The 23,830-nt window shown below is 44.9% G+C and carries 12 protein-coding genes, 10 pseudogenes and 1 other annotated feature; of the genes and pseudogenes, 8 read left to right on the top strand and 14 right to left on the bottom strand.

Annotated elements, in window-relative coordinates; translation table 11 throughout:
• On the top strand, positions 1-94 hold a 94-nt coding region (locus tag ACJHX7_RS25455; protein WP_000306640.1), incomplete at its 5' end, for an IS1 family transposase.
• Between the two features lie 179 nt (positions 95-273).
• Here ACJHX7_RS25455 and ACJHX7_RS25450 read toward each other — a convergent pair.
• The 3 pseudogenes from ACJHX7_RS25450 to ACJHX7_RS25440 all read right to left on the bottom strand — a co-directional run.
• Positions 274-787: pseudogene (locus tag ACJHX7_RS25450) on the bottom strand (DUF4113 domain-containing protein); the annotation flags it as partial.
• Positions 788-847: 60 nt separating this feature from the next.
• Positions 848-955 (bottom strand): annotated as a pseudogene (locus ACJHX7_RS25445) (AAA family ATPase); the annotation flags it as partial.
• Positions 948-1,277, bottom strand: a pseudogene (locus ACJHX7_RS25440) (IS21 family transposase); the annotation flags it as partial. The pseudogenes ACJHX7_RS25445 and ACJHX7_RS25440, both read right to left, overlap by 8 nt.
• A 745-nt stretch (positions 1,278-2,022) precedes the next feature.
• On the opposite strand from ACJHX7_RS25440, the gene ACJHX7_RS25435 reads away from it, so the two are divergent.
• Positions 2,023-3,000: a RepB family plasmid replication initiator protein gene (locus ACJHX7_RS25435; RefSeq protein WP_000361611.1), complete on the top strand. Its 978-nt coding sequence runs from the start codon at positions 2,023-2,025 to the stop codon at positions 2,998-3,000.
• A gap of 284 nt (positions 3,001-3,284) precedes the next feature.
• Here the strand turns inward: ACJHX7_RS25435 and ACJHX7_RS25430 are convergent, their stop codons facing one another.
• The 5 genes and pseudogenes from ACJHX7_RS25430 to ACJHX7_RS25410 all read right to left on the bottom strand — a co-directional run.
• Complete coding sequence (locus ACJHX7_RS25430; RefSeq protein ID WP_001066954.1) at positions 3,285-4,025, bottom strand: tyrosine-type recombinase/integrase; 741 nt, start codon at positions 4,023-4,025, stop codon at positions 3,285-3,287.
• Positions 4,026-4,707: 682 nt separating this feature from the next.
• Positions 4,708-5,610: an antimicrobial resistance protein Mig-14 gene (locus ACJHX7_RS25425; RefSeq protein ID WP_001312822.1), complete on the bottom strand. Its 903-nt coding sequence runs from the start codon at positions 5,608-5,610 to the stop codon at positions 4,708-4,710.
• A 68-nt stretch (positions 5,611-5,678) separates the two neighbouring features.
• Entirely contained in the window at positions 5,679-6,788 is a 1,110-nt protein-coding gene (locus tag ACJHX7_RS25420) for an SDR family oxidoreductase (protein WP_000771475.1), read from the bottom strand.
• A gap of 432 nt (positions 6,789-7,220) precedes the next feature.
• The gene (locus ACJHX7_RS25415; protein WP_000280980.1) at positions 7,221-8,174 is read right to left on the bottom strand and encodes an omptin family outer membrane protease; all 954 of its coding nucleotides are present in this window, start codon (positions 8,172-8,174) and stop codon (positions 7,221-7,223) included.
• A gap of 1,252 nt (positions 8,175-9,426) precedes the next feature.
• Positions 9,427-9,650: pseudogene (locus ACJHX7_RS25410) on the bottom strand (integrase core domain-containing protein); the annotation flags it as partial.
• A 138-nt stretch (positions 9,651-9,788) separates the two neighbouring features.
• Between ACJHX7_RS25410 and ACJHX7_RS25405 the strand changes: the two are divergent.
• A pseudogene (locus ACJHX7_RS25405) lies at positions 9,789-10,988 on the top strand (IS3 family transposase).
• Positions 10,070-10,186, top strand: a sequence feature (AL1L pseudoknot). Its footprint overlaps the pseudogene before it by 117 nt.
• A gap of 147 nt (positions 10,989-11,135) precedes the next feature.
• Here the strand turns inward: ACJHX7_RS25405 and ACJHX7_RS25400 are convergent.
• Positions 11,136-11,497, bottom strand: a pseudogene (locus ACJHX7_RS25400) (integrase core domain-containing protein); the annotation flags it as partial.
• A gap of 81 nt (positions 11,498-11,578) precedes the next feature.
• Here ACJHX7_RS25400 and ACJHX7_RS25395 point away from each other — a divergent pair.
• The 5 genes and pseudogenes from ACJHX7_RS25395 to tnpA all read left to right on the top strand — a co-directional run.
• Positions 11,579-11,847: pseudogene (locus ACJHX7_RS25395) on the top strand (IS3 family transposase); the annotation flags it as partial.
• A gap of 594 nt (positions 11,848-12,441) precedes the next feature.
• Positions 12,442-13,629: an efflux RND transporter periplasmic adaptor subunit gene (locus ACJHX7_RS25390; protein ID WP_000928804.1), complete on the top strand. Its 1,188-nt coding sequence runs from the start codon at positions 12,442-12,444 to the stop codon at positions 13,627-13,629.
• Complete coding sequence (locus tag ACJHX7_RS25385; RefSeq protein ID WP_000733250.1) at positions 13,626-15,566, top strand: MacB family efflux pump subunit; 1,941 nt, start codon at positions 13,626-13,628, stop codon at positions 15,564-15,566. Before ACJHX7_RS25390 ends, ACJHX7_RS25385 begins: the two co-directional genes overlap by 4 nt.
• Before the next feature lie 3 nt (positions 15,567-15,569).
• Entirely contained in the window at positions 15,570-16,940 is a 1,371-nt protein-coding gene (locus tag ACJHX7_RS25380) for a TolC family protein (RefSeq protein WP_001312828.1), read from the top strand.
• Between the two features lie 473 nt (positions 16,941-17,413).
• Positions 17,414-17,608: pseudogene (gene tnpA / locus ACJHX7_RS25375) on the top strand (IS200/IS605-like element IS200C family transposase); the annotation flags it as partial.
• 128 nt (positions 17,609-17,736) lie between these two features.
• Here tnpA and ACJHX7_RS25370 read toward each other — a convergent pair.
• The 5 genes and pseudogenes from ACJHX7_RS25370 to ACJHX7_RS25350 form a co-directional block, all read right to left on the bottom strand.
• The gene (locus tag ACJHX7_RS25370) at positions 17,737-18,678 is read right to left on the bottom strand and encodes an STM4504/CBY_0614 family protein (RefSeq protein ID WP_000974762.1); all 942 of its coding nucleotides are present in this window, start codon (positions 18,676-18,678) and stop codon (positions 17,737-17,739) included.
• Positions 18,679-18,912: 234 nt separating this feature from the next.
• A pseudogene (locus ACJHX7_RS25365) lies at positions 18,913-20,302 on the bottom strand (ISNCY family transposase).
• A gap of 186 nt (positions 20,303-20,488) precedes the next feature.
• Positions 20,489-20,776, bottom strand: a pseudogene (locus ACJHX7_RS25360) (hypothetical protein); the annotation flags it as partial.
• A gap of 162 nt (positions 20,777-20,938) precedes the next feature.
• Positions 20,939-22,132: a CobW family GTP-binding protein gene (locus ACJHX7_RS25355; protein WP_000450494.1), complete on the bottom strand. Its 1,194-nt coding sequence runs from the start codon at positions 22,130-22,132 to the stop codon at positions 20,939-20,941.
• A gap of 1,241 nt (positions 22,133-23,373) precedes the next feature.
• A partial coding sequence (locus tag ACJHX7_RS25350; RefSeq protein ID WP_175066963.1) for an integrase core domain-containing protein occupies positions 23,374-23,830 on the bottom strand: 457 nt, incomplete at its 5' end.

Raw genomic sequence — 23,830 nt, 5'->3', positions numbered from 1 at the left:
ACGGCTGGGACGGAAGTCGCTGTCGTTCTCAAAATCGGTGGAGCTGCATGACAAAGTCATCGGGCATTATCTGAACATAAAACACTATCAATAAGTTGGAGTCATTACCTGCTTTTTCGGTTGAAAAGAAATTGATTGAATTACTGGAAAAACAATCTGGTCTCCATACGTCTGTGGATTGCAGTACTCCCCTTACAGAGCAGAGTCTGTCGAGAAATGACGGTGAAGACCAGACCAGAAGAAACGCTGAAAATATGTTCGGAGATGACTGAACTAACCCAGCCTGGCCAGGGGAATATCTCGCCATTTAGTTGTATAACACTGACTCAACATTTCCCGTTTCATTTGCCATTCAGGGGCGGTTCCTCGCCCCGCAAACCACACTTTCCCTTTTCCCGACTGGTTCAGTTCATCGAGTGTTTTCATTAACTTTTCACTGTTTTTACGGGGCTGGATTTCATCAAATAATCCCGGCTGCGCTATACCCGATGGTGTGAAATCAGCCAGCATGACTCCTGCCTTCATATAGCGGTACCCTTCACGCCAGACATGGTTTAAGGCTCTGCATGCGGCGGCAATAATGTCCCGGCTGTCCTGTGTGGGCAATGAAAGCTTTTCCACAGCGGCATTGCTGTAACAGGGTTCAGGGGGATGTCCGTACAAATGTCGTCACCTGCCGGCAATACTGACGCTCCCCACGTAGTTTCTCTGCGGCCCGCTCTGCATACTGAACAACAGCCTGGTGCATGGCATCTTTGTCTGTGATTCGTTCACCAAAACTGCGACTATGTCAACGCCACGATGTTTGACCGTTATTTGCCATTTTCATGCCCGCTAAATACTTTCGTTACTGATGCTGTCCGCTTTGCACCATTTCATCATCACTGATTGGCGTTGTGTTTTTGGTCAGCACTCCAGCTTTACGTTTCTCTTTTAACCGGTAACTCTCTCCTTGTTCTTTTTGACGGACGCATTTTACGTTTGGGCTGGATGTAGTAACGCAGCATGGAACGTCCGCCCGTATAACCCATTGCCTTAATCTCCGCGAAGATAACCTCGCTATTCCAGACATTCTCTGCCAGGCGCATGTCGATGTAATCCATAAACGGTTTCAGCTTAACCATTTTGTGGCGGGTCTTTCTGGCTGGCGGTTCAGGGTATTTGAGGTAGCGTCTGACCGTCCGTTCAGAGCAACCAATCTGAGCCGCAATATCGACAATGTACGCGCCCTGCTGGCGCATTTGCTTTATCATGTAAAAGTCCTCTCTGCTCAGCATGTTGATGTCCTTTCTGGTGTGAGAACCTTAAGGAAACAACATGTTGGGTGGAGCGGACAATCCAAATGGTGAATTACCGTCTTATATCACTGGCGCTGACACCTGTAGTTTGTATACACAATCCCTGGCATTGAAACACACATATGAAGTGTACTTCGGATATGACCGTACGCTCAGGAAGTACGGCAGATTCCGTCAAAAATTACCTGTAAAGACAGACATCAGAAAAAACAGTGCTCGCCGCAGACCGGTGACCGGGCGAAGCCCGCGAACCGGCGAGGAAGCGCAATGTATCTGTAGTTACAGGGAGCAGGTACGCCCTGAAGCCCTTTCATAAAACGGTTGTGTGCGCTGTCCTTCTGGAATGATTTATCCACATATCCGGAGGCCCGATCCAGTAAACAGATCCATGAATGATCAACAAAGGATCCATTAAAGATCCCCATATCGCTGCAAACCTTGTCACTCATGGGCCGGGACCACGATCACATAAGCTGTGGCATGTTACTGATAAACTGTAACATGCTAATGATAAGCTGTATTCAGTAATCCATATACTGAAGTAAGTTAATGACATAAACTATGGTCAGTATGCCAGACTCAGTTGTTAAATACAGGCTGCAGGTTTTTCTTCAGTCAGTTAGCGGAGTTCTGACACACGATTTTCTGTTTATTCTTTTACTGTCCACAGGCTGGAGGCTTTCTGGAAAACGAAAATTCAGACATCAAAAAACTGTTCGGCGAGGTGGATAAGTCCTCCGGTGAGCTGGTGACACTGACACCAAACAATAACAACACCGTACAACCTGTGGCGCTGATGCGTCTGGGCGTTTTTGTACCGACCCTTAAATCACTGAAGAACAGTAAAAAAAATACACTGTCACGTACTGATGCCACGGAAGAGCTGACACGTCTTTCCCTGGCCCGTGCTGAGGGATTCGATAAGGTTGAGATCACCGGCCCCCGCCTGGATATGGATAATGATTTCAAGACCTGGGTGGGGATCATTCATTCCTTTGCCCGCCATAACGTGATTGGTGACAAAGTTGAACTGCCTTTTGTTGAGTTTGCAAAACTGTGTGGTATACCTTCAAGCCAGTCATCCCGCAGGCTGCGTGAGCGCATCAGCCCTTCCCTGAAGCGCATTGCCGGTACCGTGATTTCGTTTTCCCGTACCGATGAGAAGCACACCCGGGAATATATCACCCATCTGGTACAGTCAGCTTACTACGATACTGAGCGGGATATTGTGCAGTTACAGGCCGATCCCCGCCTGTTTGAACTGTACCAGTTTGACAGAAAAGTCCTTCTCCAGCTTAAGGCGATTAATGCCCTGAAGCGACGGGAGTCCGCCCAGGCACTCTACACCTTTATAGAGAGCCTGCCCCGGGATCCGGCACCGATATCGCTGGCGCGGCTGCGTGCACGCCTCAATCTGAAGTCTCCTGTATTTTCCCAGAACCAGACGGTCAGACGGGCAATGGAGCAGTTGCGCGAGATTGGATATCTTGATTACACGGAGATCCAGCGGGGGCGGACAAAATTCTTCTGTATTCACTACCGGCGTCCCCGGTTAAAAGCGCCGAATGACGAGAGTAAGGAAAATCCGTTGCAACCTTCACCTGCGGAAAAAGTCAGTCCGGAGATGGCGGAGAAGCTTGCCCTGCTTGAGAAACTGGGCATCACGCTGGATGACCTGGAAAAACTCTTCAAATCCCGCTGAACATAAACTGTAGTCAGTGAAGAGCGCTCCTTTACTGACTACAGCTTATATTAACCGGTGCAGTGAGTGGTCTGCTCACTGCAGTTTATATTCTGTTTCCTGCAGTGCTGTCTGTAGCTGAGCTGCCATCTGCCTGTCCCTTACGTAAGTGATCCCGTAACCTGATCCTGAGGCATTGCTCCCTTCATAAAACATGACTTACTCACTACAGCTTATATACATGCTCCAGCTTATGTTATGTCTGTTCTGCTGACCACAGCTTATATAAGGAAGCGCGTATGCCGTCACCTCAGGGGAGGCAGTGTACGCAGGATCTCCGCAGCATCCCGCCCGTCACCTGTGAAAGGCACTGCCAGCGTGGCAGCCATATCCAGTGCAAACACTCTGGTATAAACCTCCATCGAACGTGGATCCCTGTGACCAACCAGTGCCTGGATGACTTTCCGGGGCTGGCGGTGATAGAGCATGTGCATGATATAGCTGTGCCGGAAGGTGTGTGGTGTGACCGGAATCGAAAAGTGTACTCCGTCAGCTTCGGCCCGTCTGACAGCCTGCTTCAGCCAGTTGCGCATGGTTTCGTCGGTCACGGCCCATAATGGTTCACGACGACGGGGCCGGGTGGTGATCATCCAGCTTTCCATCTGCCTGACATAGCTTATATCTGTCAGCGGAACCAGGCGCACTTCATCTTTTGGCGGGCGTCCGCGTCGCGCACGCACTTTTTCGGACAGGATCCGCACAAACGGTCTTACTCCATTCAGGTCAAATGATTCCGGCGTCAGCATCCGGGCTTCGCCAATACGCATTCCGGTATTCCAGAGGGTGGCGAACAGCATATGGTGACGCTGATCCGGCATATAGAAGAGAAGGGCACTCACTTCCGGGGCCAGCAGGTAGGCCGGTGTGGCCCCCGTGGAAGTGGCCATTCTTCTCAGGGAGAGCGCTGTTGCAAAATCCACCCCCGGCGCAATGGGTAACAGGGAGACGCGTTCAGGTGAATTCTGCAGGGGAATGACATTGTTCATGAGTTATTTTTCACGTAGCACACGCACTGTTTATGGATACAGGTATTCTGACCTGAACGCCCGGATCCTTCCACGACAATAAATCGCAGCGCGCGGATCCTTTTGTTTGATTATCACGCATTATTGCGGGTAAAACCAAATACATAAAGGCGCATTTTGCCGCTGGGATCCCGTCTTAAGCCAGTCATGGTGCGGGCTGAGGGCTGGTTTACCGTTTTTGGGAGAATTGGGGTAATGCCAGGACAGGCAGAAACGGAAAAAAAATCCTGCAGACGCCCTTAAAAGACAACTGAAAATTTCTGACTCCATATTCCTCTGGTTTCAGACTGCTTAATCACATCATCAACCTGATACATAATAAACAGATTCTGTTCACAGAATGAACAATTAAGTAAATGGTTAGATTATGCGAAAAAGTACAGATATTTCTCACCATCGTTATTGAATAATATGTCTTCACACAAACAATATTAATATTTTGAGTGTAAGCCCTGACTCAAAGAAAGAAATGTCTGTTTTCGGAATCAAAAATATATAGTTATCAAAATACATTAATTTCAAATTTGAAATTAATGTAAAACGATTTAGTAAATGTTATGACATTATAAATCTACTCCTCCATGTTTAGAGGAGTATTTGCAGACTGGACGCTCTTATATAGTTACTTACCTTTATACATATTCTAACATAAGCATTTACCAACCTTACAGGGAACAGACCATAGTAGTTTATATTTCCATTCAGGTCTGAATGCACCGATAGAATATATCATCTTTTTATTATTATCCTGACAATACCTTCGTGCTTTATCTATATTCAGCCACATAAGGACACTTCCCGGACTTAGTTTCATACAATTCTCATCATTCAGAACTGCACCATTTGGAACGTCATAATAAACATTACATGAGCTTTCAGATTTCAGTACTATATCAATAGCACACGGTTTATTATCCCAGAATAGCACATGGCCAAACATAAGTTCTCGTAAGTGAGAAATAAACATTAACAGATTATCATATTCGTAGCAAGGTAGGGTACCTCCAAACCGGGAATGAAAAAGTGATATATAAGAGCTGGATATTTCTTTATCGGATAACTGGCTTATACACTTAATCTCTCCGCCATTCCTGATAAATCTCTGGATTTCATTTCGGCGAGTTTTTTCAAATTTAGGTGAAAAAGATTCCTTTATAATACAATTTTGTTTTTTTCTGGCTATTTTCCATGTTGCATTGATAATATTTTGTTTATTTATAATTGATAATTTATTAGTTTTATCCGGAAAAAAACATCTTGCATGTGGGGAAAAAGGAATTAATACCTCATCAGATGAAAGAGGATAAGACCTTCTTGCCATTATCCCAATTTGTTTTCCATTGCACAGAAAATATGAGCCTTTGATATCACCATCTTTTTCATAGTGAAAAAAATCAAACTTCCAGTCATGATGTATCATAAAGTATGAAACAACATCCGGATGCATGTTTACACTACCACCGTATTTTTCAAAAGTTTTTTTGTACGTTTCGAATGTAGATGGTTTCCAGGCCGTAATAATGCGCTTTATATTTTTAATTGACAAAGTCATATCCTCGGCGTTTTTATATGTTATGAGTGCAACACCAACAATAATTCTGATTATGATAAATATTATTTAAAATCAACTTCCATTTGTTGTTGAATTGAAAGGTGTTTTGTCGTTTCTATACAGTATTTAATATAATCAGTAAACTTTGGCGGTTTAGGCATTCCGATACTCAGTAGCTTGTCGTTACTGAAACAAACATTGAGCATACTGAACGCTCCATATAAACGAATGGCTTTTAACATAAGGCGTTCGTTACAGGGACCAAAAATATTTTTAAAATCATGACGGCTCATTGCCAGTATGTCATAACTGACTTTAGTATATCTGTCTCCAACAGGATCACAGTTCAAAGCACGGGCTACAGCTTCGTCAATAGCAGAGAACGTCACACTACTTTCTTTACCTGCTGATATATGAACAATCTCACCATTAATTAACGAACTTTCAAGCAACATTAGCAATGCATCAGCACAATAATCTACAGGGATAACATCTATTTTATCATCCAGAGAGCACATAAATTTTTGCAACATTAACCCCATTCTGAATACCCAGAAAATACTGGTTGAAGGTAAGCACCCTAAACGACTGTGGCCAACAATAATTGATGGTCGGGCAACCAACAAAGGTAAATCAGGACACTGCTTACGCATCAGATATTCTATTGTTGCTTTTGAATGCGTATACTCCACTAAATGTTCACCTGTTTCTGATGAAGCAGACTCTTCCTTAACTAGCGACCCCGTATGAGGTGTACAAGACATAGCAGTACCAACATGAAGGAAGCGTTTCAGTCCTGCCACTTTTGCCATTCTTCTTGCAAAAGCAAGTGTACCTGTAACATTCACATTCCATATAAAAGGATTATTACCAAAAGAAGCTATAGCCGCACAGTTTATAACATGAGTGACTTCATCAAGACGAGGATCCATGAGAAAGGCTTCCGGATTATTTAGATCCCCAGGCAAGATGTTATCATTAGTTAATGCATGCAACCTTTCCTCACAAACATTAAATTTACGCATATTTTCTTTAATTCTTTCCAGTCCCGCTTGTGGAGTAGGTGCTCGTACTAAAAGTAGCAAATTTATATTATTACAGTTATCCAGCAGCTTATCCAGGACCGCGCCACCAAGAAATCCTGTTGCACCTGTAAGTAATAACAATTTCATATCTAACCTCTTTTGTTTTCATGTAATCATTATAAAAATAAATTATCTTACATAAACTATGATTAAACAAAATCAAGAGAGATTAAATGTAAAAACAATGTTTATTTTTATACGACAGGATCCTTCAGGTTATTGCGAGTGTTTTTATTGGATGGTCTTCTTATTATTGACGAGTAATAGAATTATAATAAAATTCATATTATTAACATCGCTTATCAATTATTTTTATGTCGATAACACTGTGTCGTTATGCATGAAGAGTGGCAGAGCAGCATCTTTAAAAATACAAGAGTTAACAGAAACACTTTTATCGTTGAGCACATATACCCTCCACATATTATAAAAAATCAAAAGACCACCATCAGAAGTGCTGGCCTTTTGTTTATCATATTTAAAGTGTCATGAAAAAGTTAAAAACAGGCATGCTTCAGGTTAAAAATAATACTTCAGACCAGCTGTGGTCATAAAGTTATAGCTTTCAATGCCTGCACCATTTTTGGTGTGATCAGATATATTCAAATTTCTGGAGTACAGAGAAGTATCACCTTTCTTATTAGTAATACGGTTCCATGTTCCTTCGACATAAACTTTAGCTGCAGGTGTAATATAATAACCAGCATGTAGTGAGACAGAGTAATAGTTCTGATTATTTACATCGCTACGATAGGTGATCCTTTTCTCAGGGTTGTAATGCTCATCATTATCCGATGCCTTCACCCATCCGCTATATTTGAAACTCCCCCCGAACTCAAAGCTATCATACCGATAATTACCGGTTAACCCTATATAGGGCATTTTAAAGTGTTGTTTGTAGCCTATAGCTCTTTCACCATCTGGAAATGATCCCGTTTCATCCCGGAAGCCTCCCTCACTACTATAGATATAAGAGCCTCCTTTTGCTGTAAAGCTATAACGATTTTCCTGGTAACCAGCCATAAGACCTAACTGATAGTCTGGTTGATTCAGGAGCCATCCCTTAATATTCAGGTCGAATTCATTAGCAAAATTTAGACGGGTATTCGGATGTTTACTCTCATCAGTCCAGGTTCCGGGATTGCTCGTATCCAGCCAGTCCCTGTCCACCATATTGCCTCCACGACCAGCTAATGTTGTCCACCCTGAGGCACCGACAGATACTCTGGGTAACAGATCCCAGTTAAATGCCCCCTTGACAATTGGCGCATTACTGTATTTCCAGTCCAGCTGGCTGGCTTTGCGCCCTTTTTCTTCAGGCAGATAAACCCGTTCTTTGGCCTTGCCACTTAAAGTGCCAAAATCAATCTCCGTACTGATTTTCTCCGGTGTAAAAGAAAGCCCAGTATCAGAAGCCAGTGCAGCAAACGCTACAGGAGCTGAGAGTGCAGTAGCAAGAATCTTTAAGTACATAGACAAGTTAACTCCATTCCACTCGTTTGTTTTTGATAAATATTTTTTTATTTACTCGTAGTAGTCAACTGAAAAATGCTGTTTTGTTTAACGTTTGTTTACAATGTGGCCGCATGTCGCTTTATTTATTCCCTTTTATGTCAGAATATCAGGGGAGTCAGTCAAACCCGGTATGATTACTGCCCCGGTCATCCATGTTCCAGGAAATATCAGGGCATACAGGGTGCTGGTAACTGCGAATAAGGCCCTGGTCGGACACTTTATGCCGGGAACGTCTGTAACATGGAAACCGGTACCTTCTTCCTGGGTTTATTTTGTTAACTCTTATCTAAAGGGAGACAAAATGGCCAAATCCTGCGATTATGAAGCAATCAGGGTTTTTATTAGCGTTAATGTCGGCAAATATACCAATAACGCCATTACAGTTAATTATTCAGATAGCGTTTGTGCGACAAGGCATTACCATTCGACGAAAATAAACTCAGGTGGTTGATATCAGAAATCAACCGTGGCTCCACCTACAAAAAAAGTTGCTGGTTTATAAATCCCTCCTTTCTGATTAATAAGAAAACTAATAACATATGAGTATAATTACTTGTTCAGATAAGTTAATTATCTTCGTGATTGATATTTATTTGGTTTCAGTAAAAATGATGTTTTTATTATAAAGTTTATAAATACCAAGTCGGTGGTGTTTATTAGTGTAATGGAGGGGAGTGCGTAAATCGTTACATGTAACACTTCCTTCCAATAATACTTTATAAATCAATAAATGTATGATTACTTATTTCCTGAAATATCACATATATTGCTATATTTCTTAACGAGATATTCTTATTTTATTGATGATTGCATCTCTTTTATTTAATGTAAAGCTTTCTTATTAATCTTCTAATGTATTGCAAAATGGTAGATGCTGAGTAATCAACAGACTTGTATGTAAAGTCAAGATTAACGTTGCTAAAGCACGCATCAATTTTCTGATAAAAGGATGTGGTTGTTTTTTTCGATAAAAAAAATTCTTGTCTAACCGCTGGTGAAATAAGATTATTATTACCCCGGATTAATACTGAGCCTAACAATAGAATACAAAAAAAACAAAATGCTTTAAATAAGGGGAGCACTATAAGTTATCCTCTTTACTTTATGCTTACCAACTCATTTTGTTACTTTATAACATAACTCATCTTGCGTTGTAAACAGACTCGTTTTAGTTCCATGCACCTTTTGAGATCGTGACCAAATAATGGCGTTAGTGATGTTCTTCCAGTGTCATATGGTTAAGTGGTTGATATGGCGTTCACTGTTATATTCTGACAACCAGTTTGCCGCCAGTTCCCGCTTTTCATCCAGCGTTCTGAACAGACAAAAACCGAGTATTTTTGTTCGGTATGTCCGGTTAAAACTCTCGATAAAAGCGTTCTGCGCCAACTTACCTGATTGGGTAATCTCCAGTTTTACTACATGTTTTTCTGCGCATTACGTCCGTGTTGGATAAAAAAAATCCTGGCCATAATCTATGCGAATCATAGCTGGATAGACATGGTTTTCCGCAATCCTTGAACCGCCCCGGGAATCCTGGAGACTAAACTCCCTGAGAAAGAGGTAAACAGGATGACTAAAAATACTCGTTTTTCCCCCGAAGTCCGTCAGAGGGCGATTCGTATGGTTCTGGAAAGTCAGGGCGAATATGACTCACAGTGGGCGGCAATTTGTTCCATTGCCCCAAAGATTGGCTGTACACCGGAGACTCTGCGTGTCTGGGTACGCCAGCATGAGCGGGATACCGGAGGCGGTGATGGCGGGCTCACCACCGCTGAACGTCAGCGTCTGAAAGAGCTGGAACGTGAAAATCGTGAACTGCGCCGCAGTAACGATATCCTTCGCCAGGCTTCCGCTTATTTTGCGAAGGCGGAGTTCGACCGCCTCTGGAAAAAATGATGCCACTGCTGGATAAGCTGCGTGAGCAGTACGGGGTCGGACCGCTATGCAGCGAACTGCATATTGCCCCGTCAACGTATTACCACTGTCAGCAACAGCGACATCATCCGGATAAACGCAGTGCCCGTGCGCAGCGCGATGACTGGCTGAAGAGAGAGATACAGCGCGTATACGATGTACGGTGTGCGTAAAGTCTGGCGTCAGTTGTTACGGGAAGGAATCAGGGTGGCCAGATGTACAGTGGCGCGCCTCATGGCGGTTATGGGACTTTCCGGTGTTCTCCGGGGTAAAAAGGTCCGCACTACCGTCAGCCGGAAAGCCGTTGTCGCAGGCGACCGCGTAAACCGTCAGTTCGTGGCAGAACGTCCTGACCAGTTGTGGGTGGCTGATTCTACTTACGTCAGCACATGGCAGGGGGGCGTCTATGTGGCGTTCATCATTGATGTGTTTGCCGGATACATCGTGGGGTGGCGGGTCTCATCGTCTATGGAAACGACATTTGTGCTGGATGCTCTGGAGCAGGCGTTATGGGCCCGTCGACCGTCCGGCACAGTCCATCACAGTGATAAAGGTTCTCAGTATGTATCGCTGGCCTACACACAGCGGCTTAAGGAAGCCGGATTACTGGCATCAACAGGAAGTACAGGCGACTCGTATGACAACGCGATGGCGGAGAGCATCAATGGCCTTTACAAAGCGGAGGTAATACACCGTAAGAGCTGGAAAAACCGTGCAGAAGTGGAACTGGCCACACTCACGTGGGTGGACTGGTATAACAATCGACGATTGCTGGAAAGGCTGGGCCATACTCCTCCGGCAGAAGCAGAAAAAGCTTATTATGCTTCCATCGGAAACGATGATCTGGCAGCCTGAGTTCACAGATAAAACACTCTCCAGGAAACCCGGGGCGGTTCACCTACAGAGTACCGCTACCACTTGTGAAGCTGGCAGATTCAGATTGTTTTCAATCGACAACGCCTCATAGTTAAAGTCATCAACGACATTGAACGTGTGAAGTGGTCAACAAAAACTGGCCACCGAGTTAGAGTTTTTCCAGTATCGATTTTCCGATTCGTTTGGGGATAACCCACCGTTATATTCGTGCGGTCTTAGTGCGCTGTAATATCCAACGATATAGACCGTTATGGCGTGAGCGGCCTCGCAGAAGCTTCGTAACCCACCACCGGCATCCATTCGTTCTTCAGACTCCTGAAGAAGCGTTCCATTGGGCTGTTATCCCAGCAGTTTCCGCGCCGGCTCATACTCTGCCTGATCTGGTATCGCCACAATAACTGCCGGAACTGCCTGCTCGTATCGCTGTGGAACATCACCCCGCCGGGCTTACCCGTCCAGATATAGGTCACATCACCGCACCACACCTGTATAGCGGCGTAATCCCCAAAAACGATGCTGGTTGTCAGTAAACAAGCCATGAATGACAGTCGTTCCTGAAATCATAAGACCTGGAGGAGTGTATGCTCCGTCGCAGTAATTACCACGATACGCTTGCAGAATTTTTTCCAGTTACTGAAGCGTGAACGGATAAAGAAAAAGCTCTTCGGAACGCGGGAAGACGCCTCCAACGATATTTTTGAACATCGAAATGTTTTATAACAATAAGCGTCGGCATGGTTCCTGCGAACAGATGTCAACAATAGAATATAAAAACAATTATTATCAACAACTTGGAAGGAGTAAGACTACTCGTGGCGATTCAATATTAGATCATTGATGGAGATATAAATGGCTCACTTTTTATCGGTTGTTGACGATACGTTTATCAAGTATACATGAAAATTTCTTCATACCAGCTATATGAGACGTTAAGACTAATAATCTTACTCCCAAAATGACTATGTTGTTGCAGTTTGGTTTATTGACTCTTGTCTATAGTTCACCGAATGCCAAGATGAGGGAGCGAGGAACTTTACTGTCTACGCCTCTCTTCCTGGTTACAAAGACAAGCGTAAAACTCACCATCCATTAGAACTAAAGGCACTTTCCTGAGCAGAGTTTTCATCTGCAAGATAAAAGCTATTTTACAGCCGTAAAGTCCAGTGAAACGAAAGAGAGGTTAGTGAATTAATTACTTGATGTATTAAAGTATAATGGGCGTAGATAACACCTTAATACGAAATCTTGTCAGGCTTTCCCGGTAATTAGTAATACTGTTGAAACAAAGCGAGAGGGGGTTAGCCCAATTTACGCAAATAAATAATAATCTTGATTATGATTAATTCCAAATAAGTATATTTTTCCAGTAGATGCTGGGCATTAACTAAGAAAACCCAGAATACCACTTTCATTGTTATGGAAAACATGGACAATGTTAATGAAATATATTTCTCACCGCGCCATCATTTGTACCTTGACACTGTTGATCATTATTATCACCGTTTTGTTCACCTTTCTGAGAAGCTCTGATGTGCCAGAATATATTACTGCCCCGGTGCGCAAAGGCGATATAGAAAATTCTGTTCTGGCGACAGGCCGTATTGATGCAATTGAACGGGTAAACGTAGGGGCACAGGTATCAGGGCAATTAAAATCACTGAAAGTGAAACAGGGCGACCATGTGACTAAAGGGCAGTTGATTGCCGAAATTGACGACCTACCTCAGTGTAACGATTTGCGTAATGCCGAAGCTGCACTCAACGAAGTGAAAGCAGAACTTCAATCCAAGCAGGCGCTCCTGAAACAGGCTGAACTGCGTTTTAAACGCCAGCTCCGGATGCTAAGAGAAAATGCCAGCTCACACGAAGATTTTGAGTCTGCGGAGGCAATGCTTGCGACCACTCGCGCTGAATTACATTCTCTGAATGCCAAACTGGTCCAGGCACAGATAGAAGTAGATAAGAAAAAGCTTGCCCTTGAATATACGCGAGTCGTAGCGCCAATGGATGGAATTGTTATTGCCATTGTCACTCAGCAAGGGCAAACCGTTAACTCAAACCAGAGTGCCCCAACAATTATTAAACTCGCTCGTCTGGATGTCATGACCATTAAAGCACAGATCTCCGAGGCTGATATAACCCGTATTTCTGTGGGGCAAAAAGCCCGCTTCTCTATCTTCTCCGAACCGGACAAGCACTACAGCGCAACACTGCGTGCCGTTGAACTGGCACCAGAATCGGTAATGAAAGATGACTCTCTCGCCAGCAACACTTCAGCATCAGGCTCCGGAACTTCAAATGCGTCCGTTTATTACAATGCTCTATTCGATGTGCCTAACCCAGAAAATCGACTTCGTATTGCCATGACTGCTCAGGTTACCCTGATTACTGATGAAGCCCAAAATACACTGCTGGTACCCATTCAGGCAGTGCACAGAAATGAGGGGAAGAAGCAACAGGTCCTGGTGCTGGCAGCAGATGGCAGGCTGGAACCCCGGAATGTGAAAACTGGTATCACGAACAGCGTGGATATTCAGATCCTCGAAGGTTTAAATGTCGGAGAAAATGTCGTGCTGTCGCTGCCGGATAAGAAAGAGCCCGAAGAAAGGATTATGCTGTGAAAAAACTTATTGAGTTAAAAGGGGTTAGCCGAACTTATGGCAACGGAGATCAAACGCGGACCGTCCTGAAAAATGTCGATTTGACAATCGTTGCTGGAGAAATGGTGGCAATCATTGGAGCCTCTGGCTCAGGCAAATCAACCTTAATGAACATAATGGGTTGCCTTGACGTACCCAATAGAGGTGATTACTACATCGACGGACAAAATGCCGCCTGTCTTTCACCCGATGAGCTGGCTAGAGTGCGCCGGGAACACATTGGCTTTATATTCCAGCGCTACCATTTGATACCTGATCTTAGCGCACTTGGTAACGTGGAGATCCCGGCCATTTACGCCAACAGCGAACGCGACAGCCGTCGGCAACGTGCAACGGCGTTGCTGGGCAGACTGGGACTGGAAGGACGTGAGCATCATAAACCTTGCGAACTTTCAGGCGGTCAGCAGCAACGCGTCAGTATTGCCCGAGCACTGATCAACGGTGGAAAGATAATTTTGGCGGATGAGCCAACTGGTGCTCTGGATTCGCAATCCGGGCAAGAAGTGTTAGCCATTCTGAATGAACTTAATCGACGTGGTCATACTGTAGTAATGGTGACCCACGATATGAAGGTCGCCCGGCACGCAAAGCGAATCATTGAGCTGTGTGATGGCGAAATCATCGCTGATAGTGGAGGTTGCGTATCTGCGACGGAAACACTACCAAAAACCAACAGAATCCGGCAAAGCTATTGGAAAACACTGCTCGATCGAACGCGTGAATCGATGCAAATGGCGCTAAAAGCGATGAAGACGCATCGCTTACGCACCACGCTTACCATGATCGGGATTGTTTTTGGTATCGCCTCCGTTGTCACTGTTGTGGCATTGGGTGAAGGAGCCAGGCAAGAAACACTGGAAGAGATTAAAAGTCTGGGGACAAACGTGGTCAGCATTTATCCCGGGCAGGATTTGTTCGATGACAGCATTGAGAGTATTAGAACATTGGTACCTGCTGACGCAAATGCACTGGCGAAGCAAGGGTTTATCGATAGCGTCAGCCCGGAAGTTAGCGCTTCAGACAACATTCGTTTTCTGGGTAAATCTGCGATAGCGTCCATTAACGGCGTTGGGCGGGAACATTTCCGGGTAAAAGGTATTGAGTTGTTGCAAGGGACTACTTTTAGAGACGATCGCAACGCTCTACAGGAAGTTATTATCGATGAGAATACTCGTAAGGCCATTTTCGACAACACAGGGTTACAGGCTCTGGGGCAAATAGTCTTTCTTGGTTCTGTACCAGCACGAGTGGTTGGCATCGCTAAAAGTAACAACCGTAGTGATGCATCAAATCGCATTACTGTGTGGATGCCTTACAGCACGGTGATGTACCGTATTGTGGGTAAACCAGTTCTGACCGGTATTAGCGTCAGGCTAAAAGACAATGTGGATAACGAGGCTGCAATCAGCGCTATCTCCCAACTATTAACCCGGCGTCACGGCATAAAAGACTTCCAGCTTTATAACTTTGAACAAATAAGAAAGTCTATCGAACACACCTCAATGACCTTCAGTATTTTAATTCTTATGGTCGCATGTATCTCACTAATGATCGGCAGTATCGGGGTGATGAACATCATGTTGATTTCTGTAACGGAACGAACTCATGAAATTGGCGTACGAATGGCGGTTGGCGCGAGACGCAGCGACATTATGCAACAGTTTATTATTGAGGCCGTATTGGTTTGCCTGATTGGTGGCGCACTCGGTATTGCACTGTCGTATATCACAGGTGCGCTCTTTAACGCTCTGGCGGACGGGATATTCGCAGCTATATATTCGTGGCAGGCTGCTGTTGCTGCATTTTTTTGCTCAACCTTAATTGGCATAATCTTCGGGTATCTCCCAGCCCGCAAGGCAGCAAGGATGGACCCGGTTATTTCACTGGCCAGCGAATAATATATGAAAATTTTATCATCGTTGACTTTATGCCTTATCACCGCACTCTGTTCAGGTTGCACAAACGTGCTGAAAAGTGACTATCGCGCTCCCGAAGTGAACTATCCCATCAACTGGACCAAGGGCGATGTGGACGGAAATACATCCCCGTTTGACTGGGAAGAATTTAACGATCCTAATCTCGATAACTGGCTTCACCTGGTGATGACAAGTAATAACGACATAGCTATAGCTGCACTGCGGATACATCGGGCGCAGCTGGATGCGGAAAGAACAGGTATCACCAATACTCCTGCACTAAAGGCGGCACTGAGTATGGACGGAAAAAAACAGCTGAATAACTCGTCCGGCTGGGCAAAAAGCGGTTCTGCCAGCCTTGGCACCAGCTATGAGCTGGATCTCTGGGGAAAAATTGCCCGTCAGCGTGATGTTGCTGAGTGGGCAGTCCATGCCAGTGAAGAAGATTTTCGCTCCGCGCGCCTGATGCTGCTTTCAGAGGCCAGCAATAATTACTGGCGTATCGGTTTTGTAAATCAACAAATTACCACCCTCCAGCAGAGTATTGACTATGCAAAAGAGACGCTGCGTCTGGCCGAGGTTCGCTATCGTGCAGGAAATATCTCGTCGCTGGATGTGATTGACGCGCAGCAAAACCTGCTCACGCAAGAGAACCAGCTTACAGGGCTACAACGAGAACATTCACAGCTACTCAATCAGCAGGCCGTTTTGCTCGGCACCGTGCCCGGTTGCCAGATAGTCGAGCCCACAACGCTGCCAAAAGGAAGCCTGCCTAAGGTCAATGCGAATATTCCTGCCAGCATACTGATGCGCCGGCCTGACATAAGTGCTAAAGAGTGGCAGTTGCGTGAGGCGCTAGCTACGGTTGATATCAAGCGTAGCGAATATTACCCCACCTTCAACCTGACAGGCGCTTTGGGTACCAGCAGCGCTTCGCTACTGGCATTACTGCATAATCCGGTCGGTTCCGTAGGCGCTAACCTGACGCTACCGTTCCTGGAGTGGCGACAGCGGGACATAGAGGTAAAAATTGCCCGTAACGATTACGAACAGCGAGTGCTGGAGTTTAAACAGCTACTTTATAAGGCAATGAGCAGTATAGAGGACGCGCTTTCATTTCGTAACCAGTTGCTGCTTCAGGAGACAAGACTCAGGGAAGAACTGGAACTTGCACGTAAGTCAGAGTGGTTAAACGAAGTTCGTTACCGGCATGGTGCAGTACGTATTTCATTCTGGCTTGATGCTCAGGAAAAACGTCGTCAGGCGGAGCTGCGACTGGATGAAAACCGCTTCAATCAGTTGCAGAATCTAGCAAAAATTTATCTTGAGTTTGGCGGGGCATCAACCTTTCCTTAAGTCTAATTGGGGACAACCAGGAGCAATAAGGAGTGAAAAATAGCCACAGCTGAAAACACCATAGCCATTGACATTTGAGCTTTACCTGCTCTTGAAAACAAAAAATCACTGTTAAGCGCAATGCTATTCACTTCAGCAGAGCAGTATTGCGTGTCACGAGCATGTTTACCATTCTGTGTAAATATCTTTTCTTAAAAGTGATCATCAAAGCAGTCATCAAACTCGATAAATATCCACCGGCATAGCGTAATGCCGAGCAATTAAGGATCAATTGACCGCTCCTTAAACTGCGGCACTATAACGGCTTCTACAACAGGGAGCCGTTTTCTTGTGCATAGAAAACCCCCAGCTAGGCTGGGGGTTCCGGAAAGCTTTCAGCTTTGAGCCAGTTATTAAAACCCCTTTTGATTTATTAAAACACCTTGCGGTCTGGCAACTGCAAGTGTCAAACAAGAAATCAAAAGGGGGTCCCAATGGGGAACGAAAAGAGCTTAGCGCACACCCGATGGAACTGTAAATATCACATAGTATTTGCGCCAAAATACCGAAGACAGGTGTTCTACAGAGAGAAGCGTAGAGCAATAGGCTGTATTTTGAGAAAGCTGTGTGAGTGGAAAAGTGTACGGATTCTGGAAGCTGAATGCTGTGCAGATCATATCCATATGCTACAATGTTTGTCAAAGCTCAGTGAAAATGTCTAATCACTGGCTCATTATAAATGTCCATATATTGAAAAGGCCGCTGCGAAAATCCCTCCCGCAGCGGCCTCTTTAGCATAACGTCATTATGCGAACCATCACTTAATGTTCTTCTCGCATTTTAAGAGAAATAGTAAATTTGTAGCAGTAAGATGAAGCATATAGCTTACCAATTCTTCCGGAACCTCTTTAATATCAGCTCCTTGCCCATGACCTGCATTTTTGTTTCTGATGGTTGGAATTCCTGTTTCCAGCATTGTTTTCAGACTTGTGAACTGGCTTTGTAAATATGCCGGAATTAAATTTTGACTTAAACAGCTATTTATTAGTTTTGATGCTGTATCATTAGGACTATATTTCCAGTTATTCTTATCATGTATTGCTTTCATTATACTTTCAAATGATTTCAGACAATCATTTAGACATTCTTTATAACGCTTATGCCTGTAATGCTCATGCGCAGCAAGGAATTCATCATTGGCGCCTTCAAACAAGGGTTCTCCACTTAAAAGAATCAGGGTTGGCTTTACGACATCAGCATGAATCAATTGAGAGTCTATCCTTATTATCTCTTCAGATTCAAACTGATAACCAACCCCATGTTCTCTAAACCTTTCATTTAGTTCAATAACTGCATCTCCAGGACTTTGACTTGTTATGTCTTTGAATTCATAATGGTTTTTCGCAACGTGGCTCACTAGTATCTGGAAGCATATTTCTATGAAATCTAGGCATTTCTCTGTATTTCTCTCTTTAAGGAAAAAGTCGACAAGAGCGTCAAAGTCATTCTTTGCAAATTCCTTCAAAGAAAAAACACCATATTCCTTAGAAAGTATCTCATGGATATATGCATATACTTTGTCAGCTTCATTTCTATACGATGTGTAGCGTTCATTAGAAGAGGGGAAGCCGATAGAATCAGTTATTATTTTAATAATTTGCACCCTGAGTGCATGTGGAATATTGTTATATTGATATACGTCATTTACTTCGCCACGAATTTTTCTTTGTCTCTTAGAATAAATATTAATAATTGCCATGAAATAGCCTCAAGATTTTTTTACATGCTGTTCTGTGATACTTGCTGTTTGGCTCTTTGCACCGCGAAGCGGTTCGGGGTTCTGTGACACCCGAATTTTACCTCGGTTTCCTTTGTATATAATATCATTGAAGTTATTTGCATTTCTCAGAAATCTTCTCTGGCTTTGATTGCAATAGCCGAAAGATAGCGCACACATCGCCGTTGGTCAGTTAGTACGAGGTTTCCGCCAAGTTCACCTTTTACCAAAGATGGCCTCAGAGCTTCCCTGAAGCTTTATCATGGCTTCAAGTAGGTCATCTTCGTTCAGTGAGCGCTGAGATTTGTTGATGCTAGGGGCGTGCCGTCTGCGGGAAGGCTCATCACCAGAACAAGGTAACGATTGTGAGCGATTATTGTCCCGTTTTCTCTGGACCTGACGGGCAACATCCAACACATGGCCAAGTCTCTTGTTATCTACAATGGCGACGGGATCAACCTCAGAAAGCCGGTCATAGGTGGAGTAGGGCAGCAGCACGCCATTTAGTCGCAGCTCCTTATGTCCGTCAGGATAATGCCAGACATCAATATACTTGCCGATGGCTCTTCGACTGTACTCGTTGTCCTCAATCAGATAGAGCATTTTATCGTATTGTACAGTCAGATTTTTTGATACCCGGCGAGGCTCTCGCTAGGTAAATTCTGCATCAAGGTCATCGTCTAATGCCAGCGGCCGGTGCGCGTTAAAATCATGCAAGGGTTCTTTGGCAAAGCGCCGGTTATAATCCTTCTGCAAATGCATTGGCCGCTTCTATTGTACAGATCCCCTTAAGCCTGAGCTCCTTAACGAGTCGGTCCTGAAGTGTCAAATGAGCACGTTCAACGCGGCCTTTTGCCTGGCTGGTTTCAGCACACAAAGGAGTAATATTAAGGCAGCGCATGGCCCTGGCAAACTGGGTTTCGCCGGGGCCGGTGGTGGCGTGCTTATTATTGACTCTGAATACGCTGGCTTTATCGCTGTAGAGGATCATCGGTTTACCGTATTTCTCGATATAGCCACGTGTAGCTTCAAAATAGGTAAATGTGGACTCAGATTTCACAAACAGCAGGTGCATCAGGCGACTGGTGGCATCGTCAACATAGACCAGGGCAGAACAGGGTCGACCCCGGTTTTCAAACCAGTGGTGGTCGCAGCCATCAATTTGTATCAGCTCGCCAGTACAAGGACGCCGGTAACGAGGCTGATGAATTTTCGGTGCGCGTTGTCTGCGGGGAATCCAGAGTCCGGCCTTTATCATGAGACGTCGGATGGTTTCCTTTCCAAGGACCAGACCGTGAACTTCCTCCAGCTTTTCCCGCGCTAGCGTGGGGCCAAAATCACGGTAGTGCTCCCGGATTATACTGAGTGCCTGATCTGTCAGTGACGCTGGCAACAGACGGTTACCAGTGCGGCCACGACTCTGGTTGTTCATGCCAAGCGGCCCATACTGGCGATAACGTTTGAGCAGACGGCTGCAATGACGTGGCGTGATGCCCAGCATTTCGGCAGCCTGTCCAGGACGGATATTGCGATCGATGACATCCTGAAGGATTTTGAGGCGATTGATTTCTTTCACGGTGAACATTCCGGCGTCATTTATAGCCATAGAAAACTCCTCATCAGGAAAAAGTGAGTCGTTGTCTAGACATAGGGATCTGAGAAACTATAGCCTGGACATTCCTAATGAGCCACAAATAGACATTAGCATTGAGCCTCTACAATGTTTGTGCGCACAATCTATCTTATGTTAAATAACATTGAATATTAACTTACTTCATGAAGCTTACTGCTTCTATTTCCACTTCTTTTTCTTATTAATCGCTCCCCTAATCCACGCATTCATCTGCTCTACAGGCTCTAAAATATTTTTTCTGAGTACTGAGCACAAACTGCTCCATAAAAAACAGACCACAAGTTTGGGCATGATACTGATGTAGTCACGTTTTATTGTTTTCATGAAGCTCTCTGCTATTCCATTACTCACCGGACTCCGCACCGCCGTGTTCTTCGATTTAAGTCCCAACATCCGAGCGAACTGGCGTGTTTCATTAACCCGGTAGTCAGAGTCAGCGGTCGAAAGACCTCCCAGGTAGCTACTCTGCATACCCACTATAATGCAACTATTCTCGTGACGTGTGTTTCAGCTCTCCCCCGGCTATGATACGAGATGGTATGGAGAGCCCTTCTGGGGCCACTGCCTGCACCAGATGCAACAGGAAGCCTGATATGAATGCAATTTCTGTCAGGACAGGCGGGTAACTTTCTGTGGCCATGGATCAGGGAATACTCCACCCGACATCCACCACTGAATTTCTTCTTCAGTCAACAAGCAAAGGGATAAGGCATGTGTAAAATCATTAACTTCAGTGGCATTGCCAATGATAGTCAACTGACAGCAGCGATCGCCAAATCGCCCAGAGGCTGTGTCGATGTGTCGCTGTAGCGCTGAACGTTCTTCACGAGTTAAATTATTGTCAGTATGTTCCAGTACTCCAGCTTTCCAGTAGCCAATGAGCGCCAGACTGATGCTTCCTGCTGACTGATTCCAGAGCAGGGCAAGATCATCTCTCCCGGGGAGCCAAAAAAAACCTTTACTGCGATAAACGCCCATGCCCATAAAGCGGTGACAGGTATCCCATAATCTTTGCGGATGGAATGGCCTGTCGTCCCTGATGACGCGCCATATAAGTTCCTCATTGTTGCACGGAGTATCCATGTTTCCTACAAGTGCTTCCAGTTCACTGATGAGTAACTCAACACGGTCAAAATTGTAGTCCGGGATCGCCAGTAATGTGCTCAGTTCAATATTTCCCCATGATACCGCGAGCACATCCACGGAGGGGTTAAGTGGGTGTATGGCTTTTGCCACAGCGGAGATAATGTCAAAGGGCAGGCGGTCATTTCTGGTCAGCAGCAGCCTGTTGCAGAACATGATTTGCTCGGCCAGCAAATTCTCCAGGCCGCGTTTGTTATGCCGGAGATTTTCCTGAAGAGTGGGGATCAGTTTTTTCCCATCATTGTAATCTTCATGGAGCATGACAGTATCAACGAGTGTTAAAAACGCCTTCAGGCGTACACGTGAATGGCGACGCAGGTATTTGACCAGAGGAAGCGGATGACTGCTTCCGGAGGTTTCAATCAGCATCACATCCGGCTTGTTGTGATCAAGCAGGTGGTTAATTGCGAGATCCATCTTTTTGAGGCCTGCGGGGCTGCTGATGCTGTCTGCGGTGATACTTACGAAATTATTGTCTTTTGCATCTACAATATCTGTGTTGGCGATCAGCACGCCGTCCACATCCAGTTCGCTCATGTCATTGACTATGACAGAGACTGAAAGCTGTTTTTCGTGTGCCTGTATGAGCAGGTTTTTCAGCAGAGTGGTTTTCCCTGCGCCGAGGAAGCCATTGAGAATGATGACAGATGTTGTTTCCATATCAGCAGTACACCAGTTAGTTAGCGAGGAAGGCGCTTGGTGGTACAAAGAGCATCCGGATTGAATCGCATAACGTCGACGGGAGTTGTTGTCGTTTTTCCTGTGAGGTCTCAACCTGCCACAGAACGCACCGGATTTATTGGTATTTAGTCTCCATCAGCATAATTATCACCATTTTTATCTCCGGGGGAAGATTTGTTCTGAACAGGAGTGGGAGGTGTGACCTCCTGAAAGTAATTACAGATTGCTAGTTGTTGTATTTTTATTCGAATATGTCTCTTCGTATCAGTGATAGCACCTAGATAAAGTATATTCCGGGAGCGTTATCTGTTCTAGATATCAGAGAGTCAGTCATTTGTAAAAAAGAGAGCTGCATCATTCTATTTTTCCTGTCTATTCACCCTGTTGTCGTATCTAAAAGACATCCGTTCCGAGGATGTCGGGCACCCGTTCTGTACTAAGATACATAGCTTTTGGGTCTGCACTATTTGGAACCGACAGAAGTCTGTCTGTGATATCCGCATTTTTCTGTGTGCGATATATTCCGAAAAACTTCAAACCACTTAAAAGAGGTGTTTCCGGAGGATAAGTTCGACCAGGGAATAGTGTTTCCTGGTAAGTGTGGCGGAGCCAGTTCACCAGGAGTATCTTTCTTATCCAGTTATACTGGATTTTATTAGATGATCACCCTACCCTGCAGCAGTACGCTGACGGTGTTTTTTTGGGAGAACCATTATGAATAACGTCATCTTTGATTGGTATTTATCTAGGCAAAAATTCATTCAACGTCCACTGCCAAGATGCAACAGGCAGAGTCCTTAACTGTCAGAATCCAAGTGCTCGAAATTATTCGAATTCCTTACTAATTCCTCCTACACAACTATTGTTATGGAAGCTTGCGAAGATGCTCACTATATGGCACGGAAATTTTCGGAAATGCGTCATAAAACAAAGCTAATACCTCCTCATTTTGTCCAACCCTTTGTTAAAATTAATAAAAATGATTTCTTTGAGGCTGAAACCATATGTGAAGTTACATCAAGCCATCAATGAGATTTGTAGCATTAGGAGCTGAATCCCAGCAGAGGATTCCACTTTTCATCCGTCGTTGACAATGGCCTTGAAAAACGCCGTTACTCACCGTTCTCCTTCACGGTAATACGCAGTTATAGTTGCAGAGCAATGTAATGGATCTTTTATATTAAGAAATTGTGTGAGTGGAGAGGTGCATAGATTTGCCCCTATATTTCCAGACACCTGTTATCACTTAACCCATTACAAGCCCGCTGCCGTAGATATTCCCGTGGCGAGCGATAACCCAGTGCACTATGCGGATGCCATTCGTTATAATGCTCGAACGCCTCTGCAAGGTTCTTTGCTGCCGTTAACCCGTCTGGTTTGGGCATGACACTGATGTAGTCACGCTTTATCGTTTTCACGAAGCTCTCTGCTATGCCGTTACTCTCCGGACTCCGCACCGCCGTGCTCTTCGGTTCAAGCCCCAACATCCGGGCAAACTGCCGTGTTTCATTAGCCCGGTAGCATGAACCATTATCCGTCAGCCACTCCACTGGAGACGCCGGAAGCTCGTTGCCGAAGCGGCGTTCCACCGCTCCCAGCATGACGTCCTGTACTGTTTCACTGTTGAAGCCGCCGGTAGTGACCGCCCAGTGCAGTGCCTCACGATCACAGCAGTCC

The sequence above is a fragment of the Escherichia sp. WS1451 genome, from assembly GCF_046487365.1.
Taxonomy (GTDB): domain Bacteria; phylum Pseudomonadota; class Gammaproteobacteria; order Enterobacterales; family Enterobacteriaceae; genus Escherichia; species Escherichia coli.
This window is presented reverse-complemented; position numbering and strand designations above follow the sequence as displayed.

Bases quoted from the DNA above. Each gene is read 5' to 3' on its own strand.
- ACJHX7_RS25430 (WP_001066954.1), bottom strand. From the start codon at position 4,025: ATGAACAATGTCATTCCCCTGCAGAATTCACCTGAACGCGTCTCCCTG.
- ACJHX7_RS25420 (WP_000771475.1), bottom strand. From the start codon at position 6,788: ATGAAATTGTTATTACTTACAGGTGCAACAGGATTTCTTGGTGGCGCG.
- ACJHX7_RS25415 (WP_000280980.1), bottom strand. From the start codon at position 8,174: ATGTACTTAAAGATTCTTGCTACTGCACTCTCAGCTCCTGTAGCGTTT.
- ACJHX7_RS25390 (WP_000928804.1), top strand. From the start codon at position 12,442: ATGTTAATGAAATATATTTCTCACCGCGCCATCATTTGTACCTTGACA.
- ACJHX7_RS25380 (WP_001312828.1), top strand. From the start codon at position 15,570: ATGAAAATTTTATCATCGTTGACTTTATGCCTTATCACCGCACTCTGT.
- ACJHX7_RS25370 (WP_000974762.1), bottom strand. From the start codon at position 18,678: ATGGCAATTATTAATATTTATTCTAAGAGACAAAGAAAAATTCGTGGC.
- ACJHX7_RS25355 (WP_000450494.1), bottom strand. From the start codon at position 22,132: ATGGAAACAACATCTGTCATCATTCTCAATGGCTTCCTCGGCGCAGGG.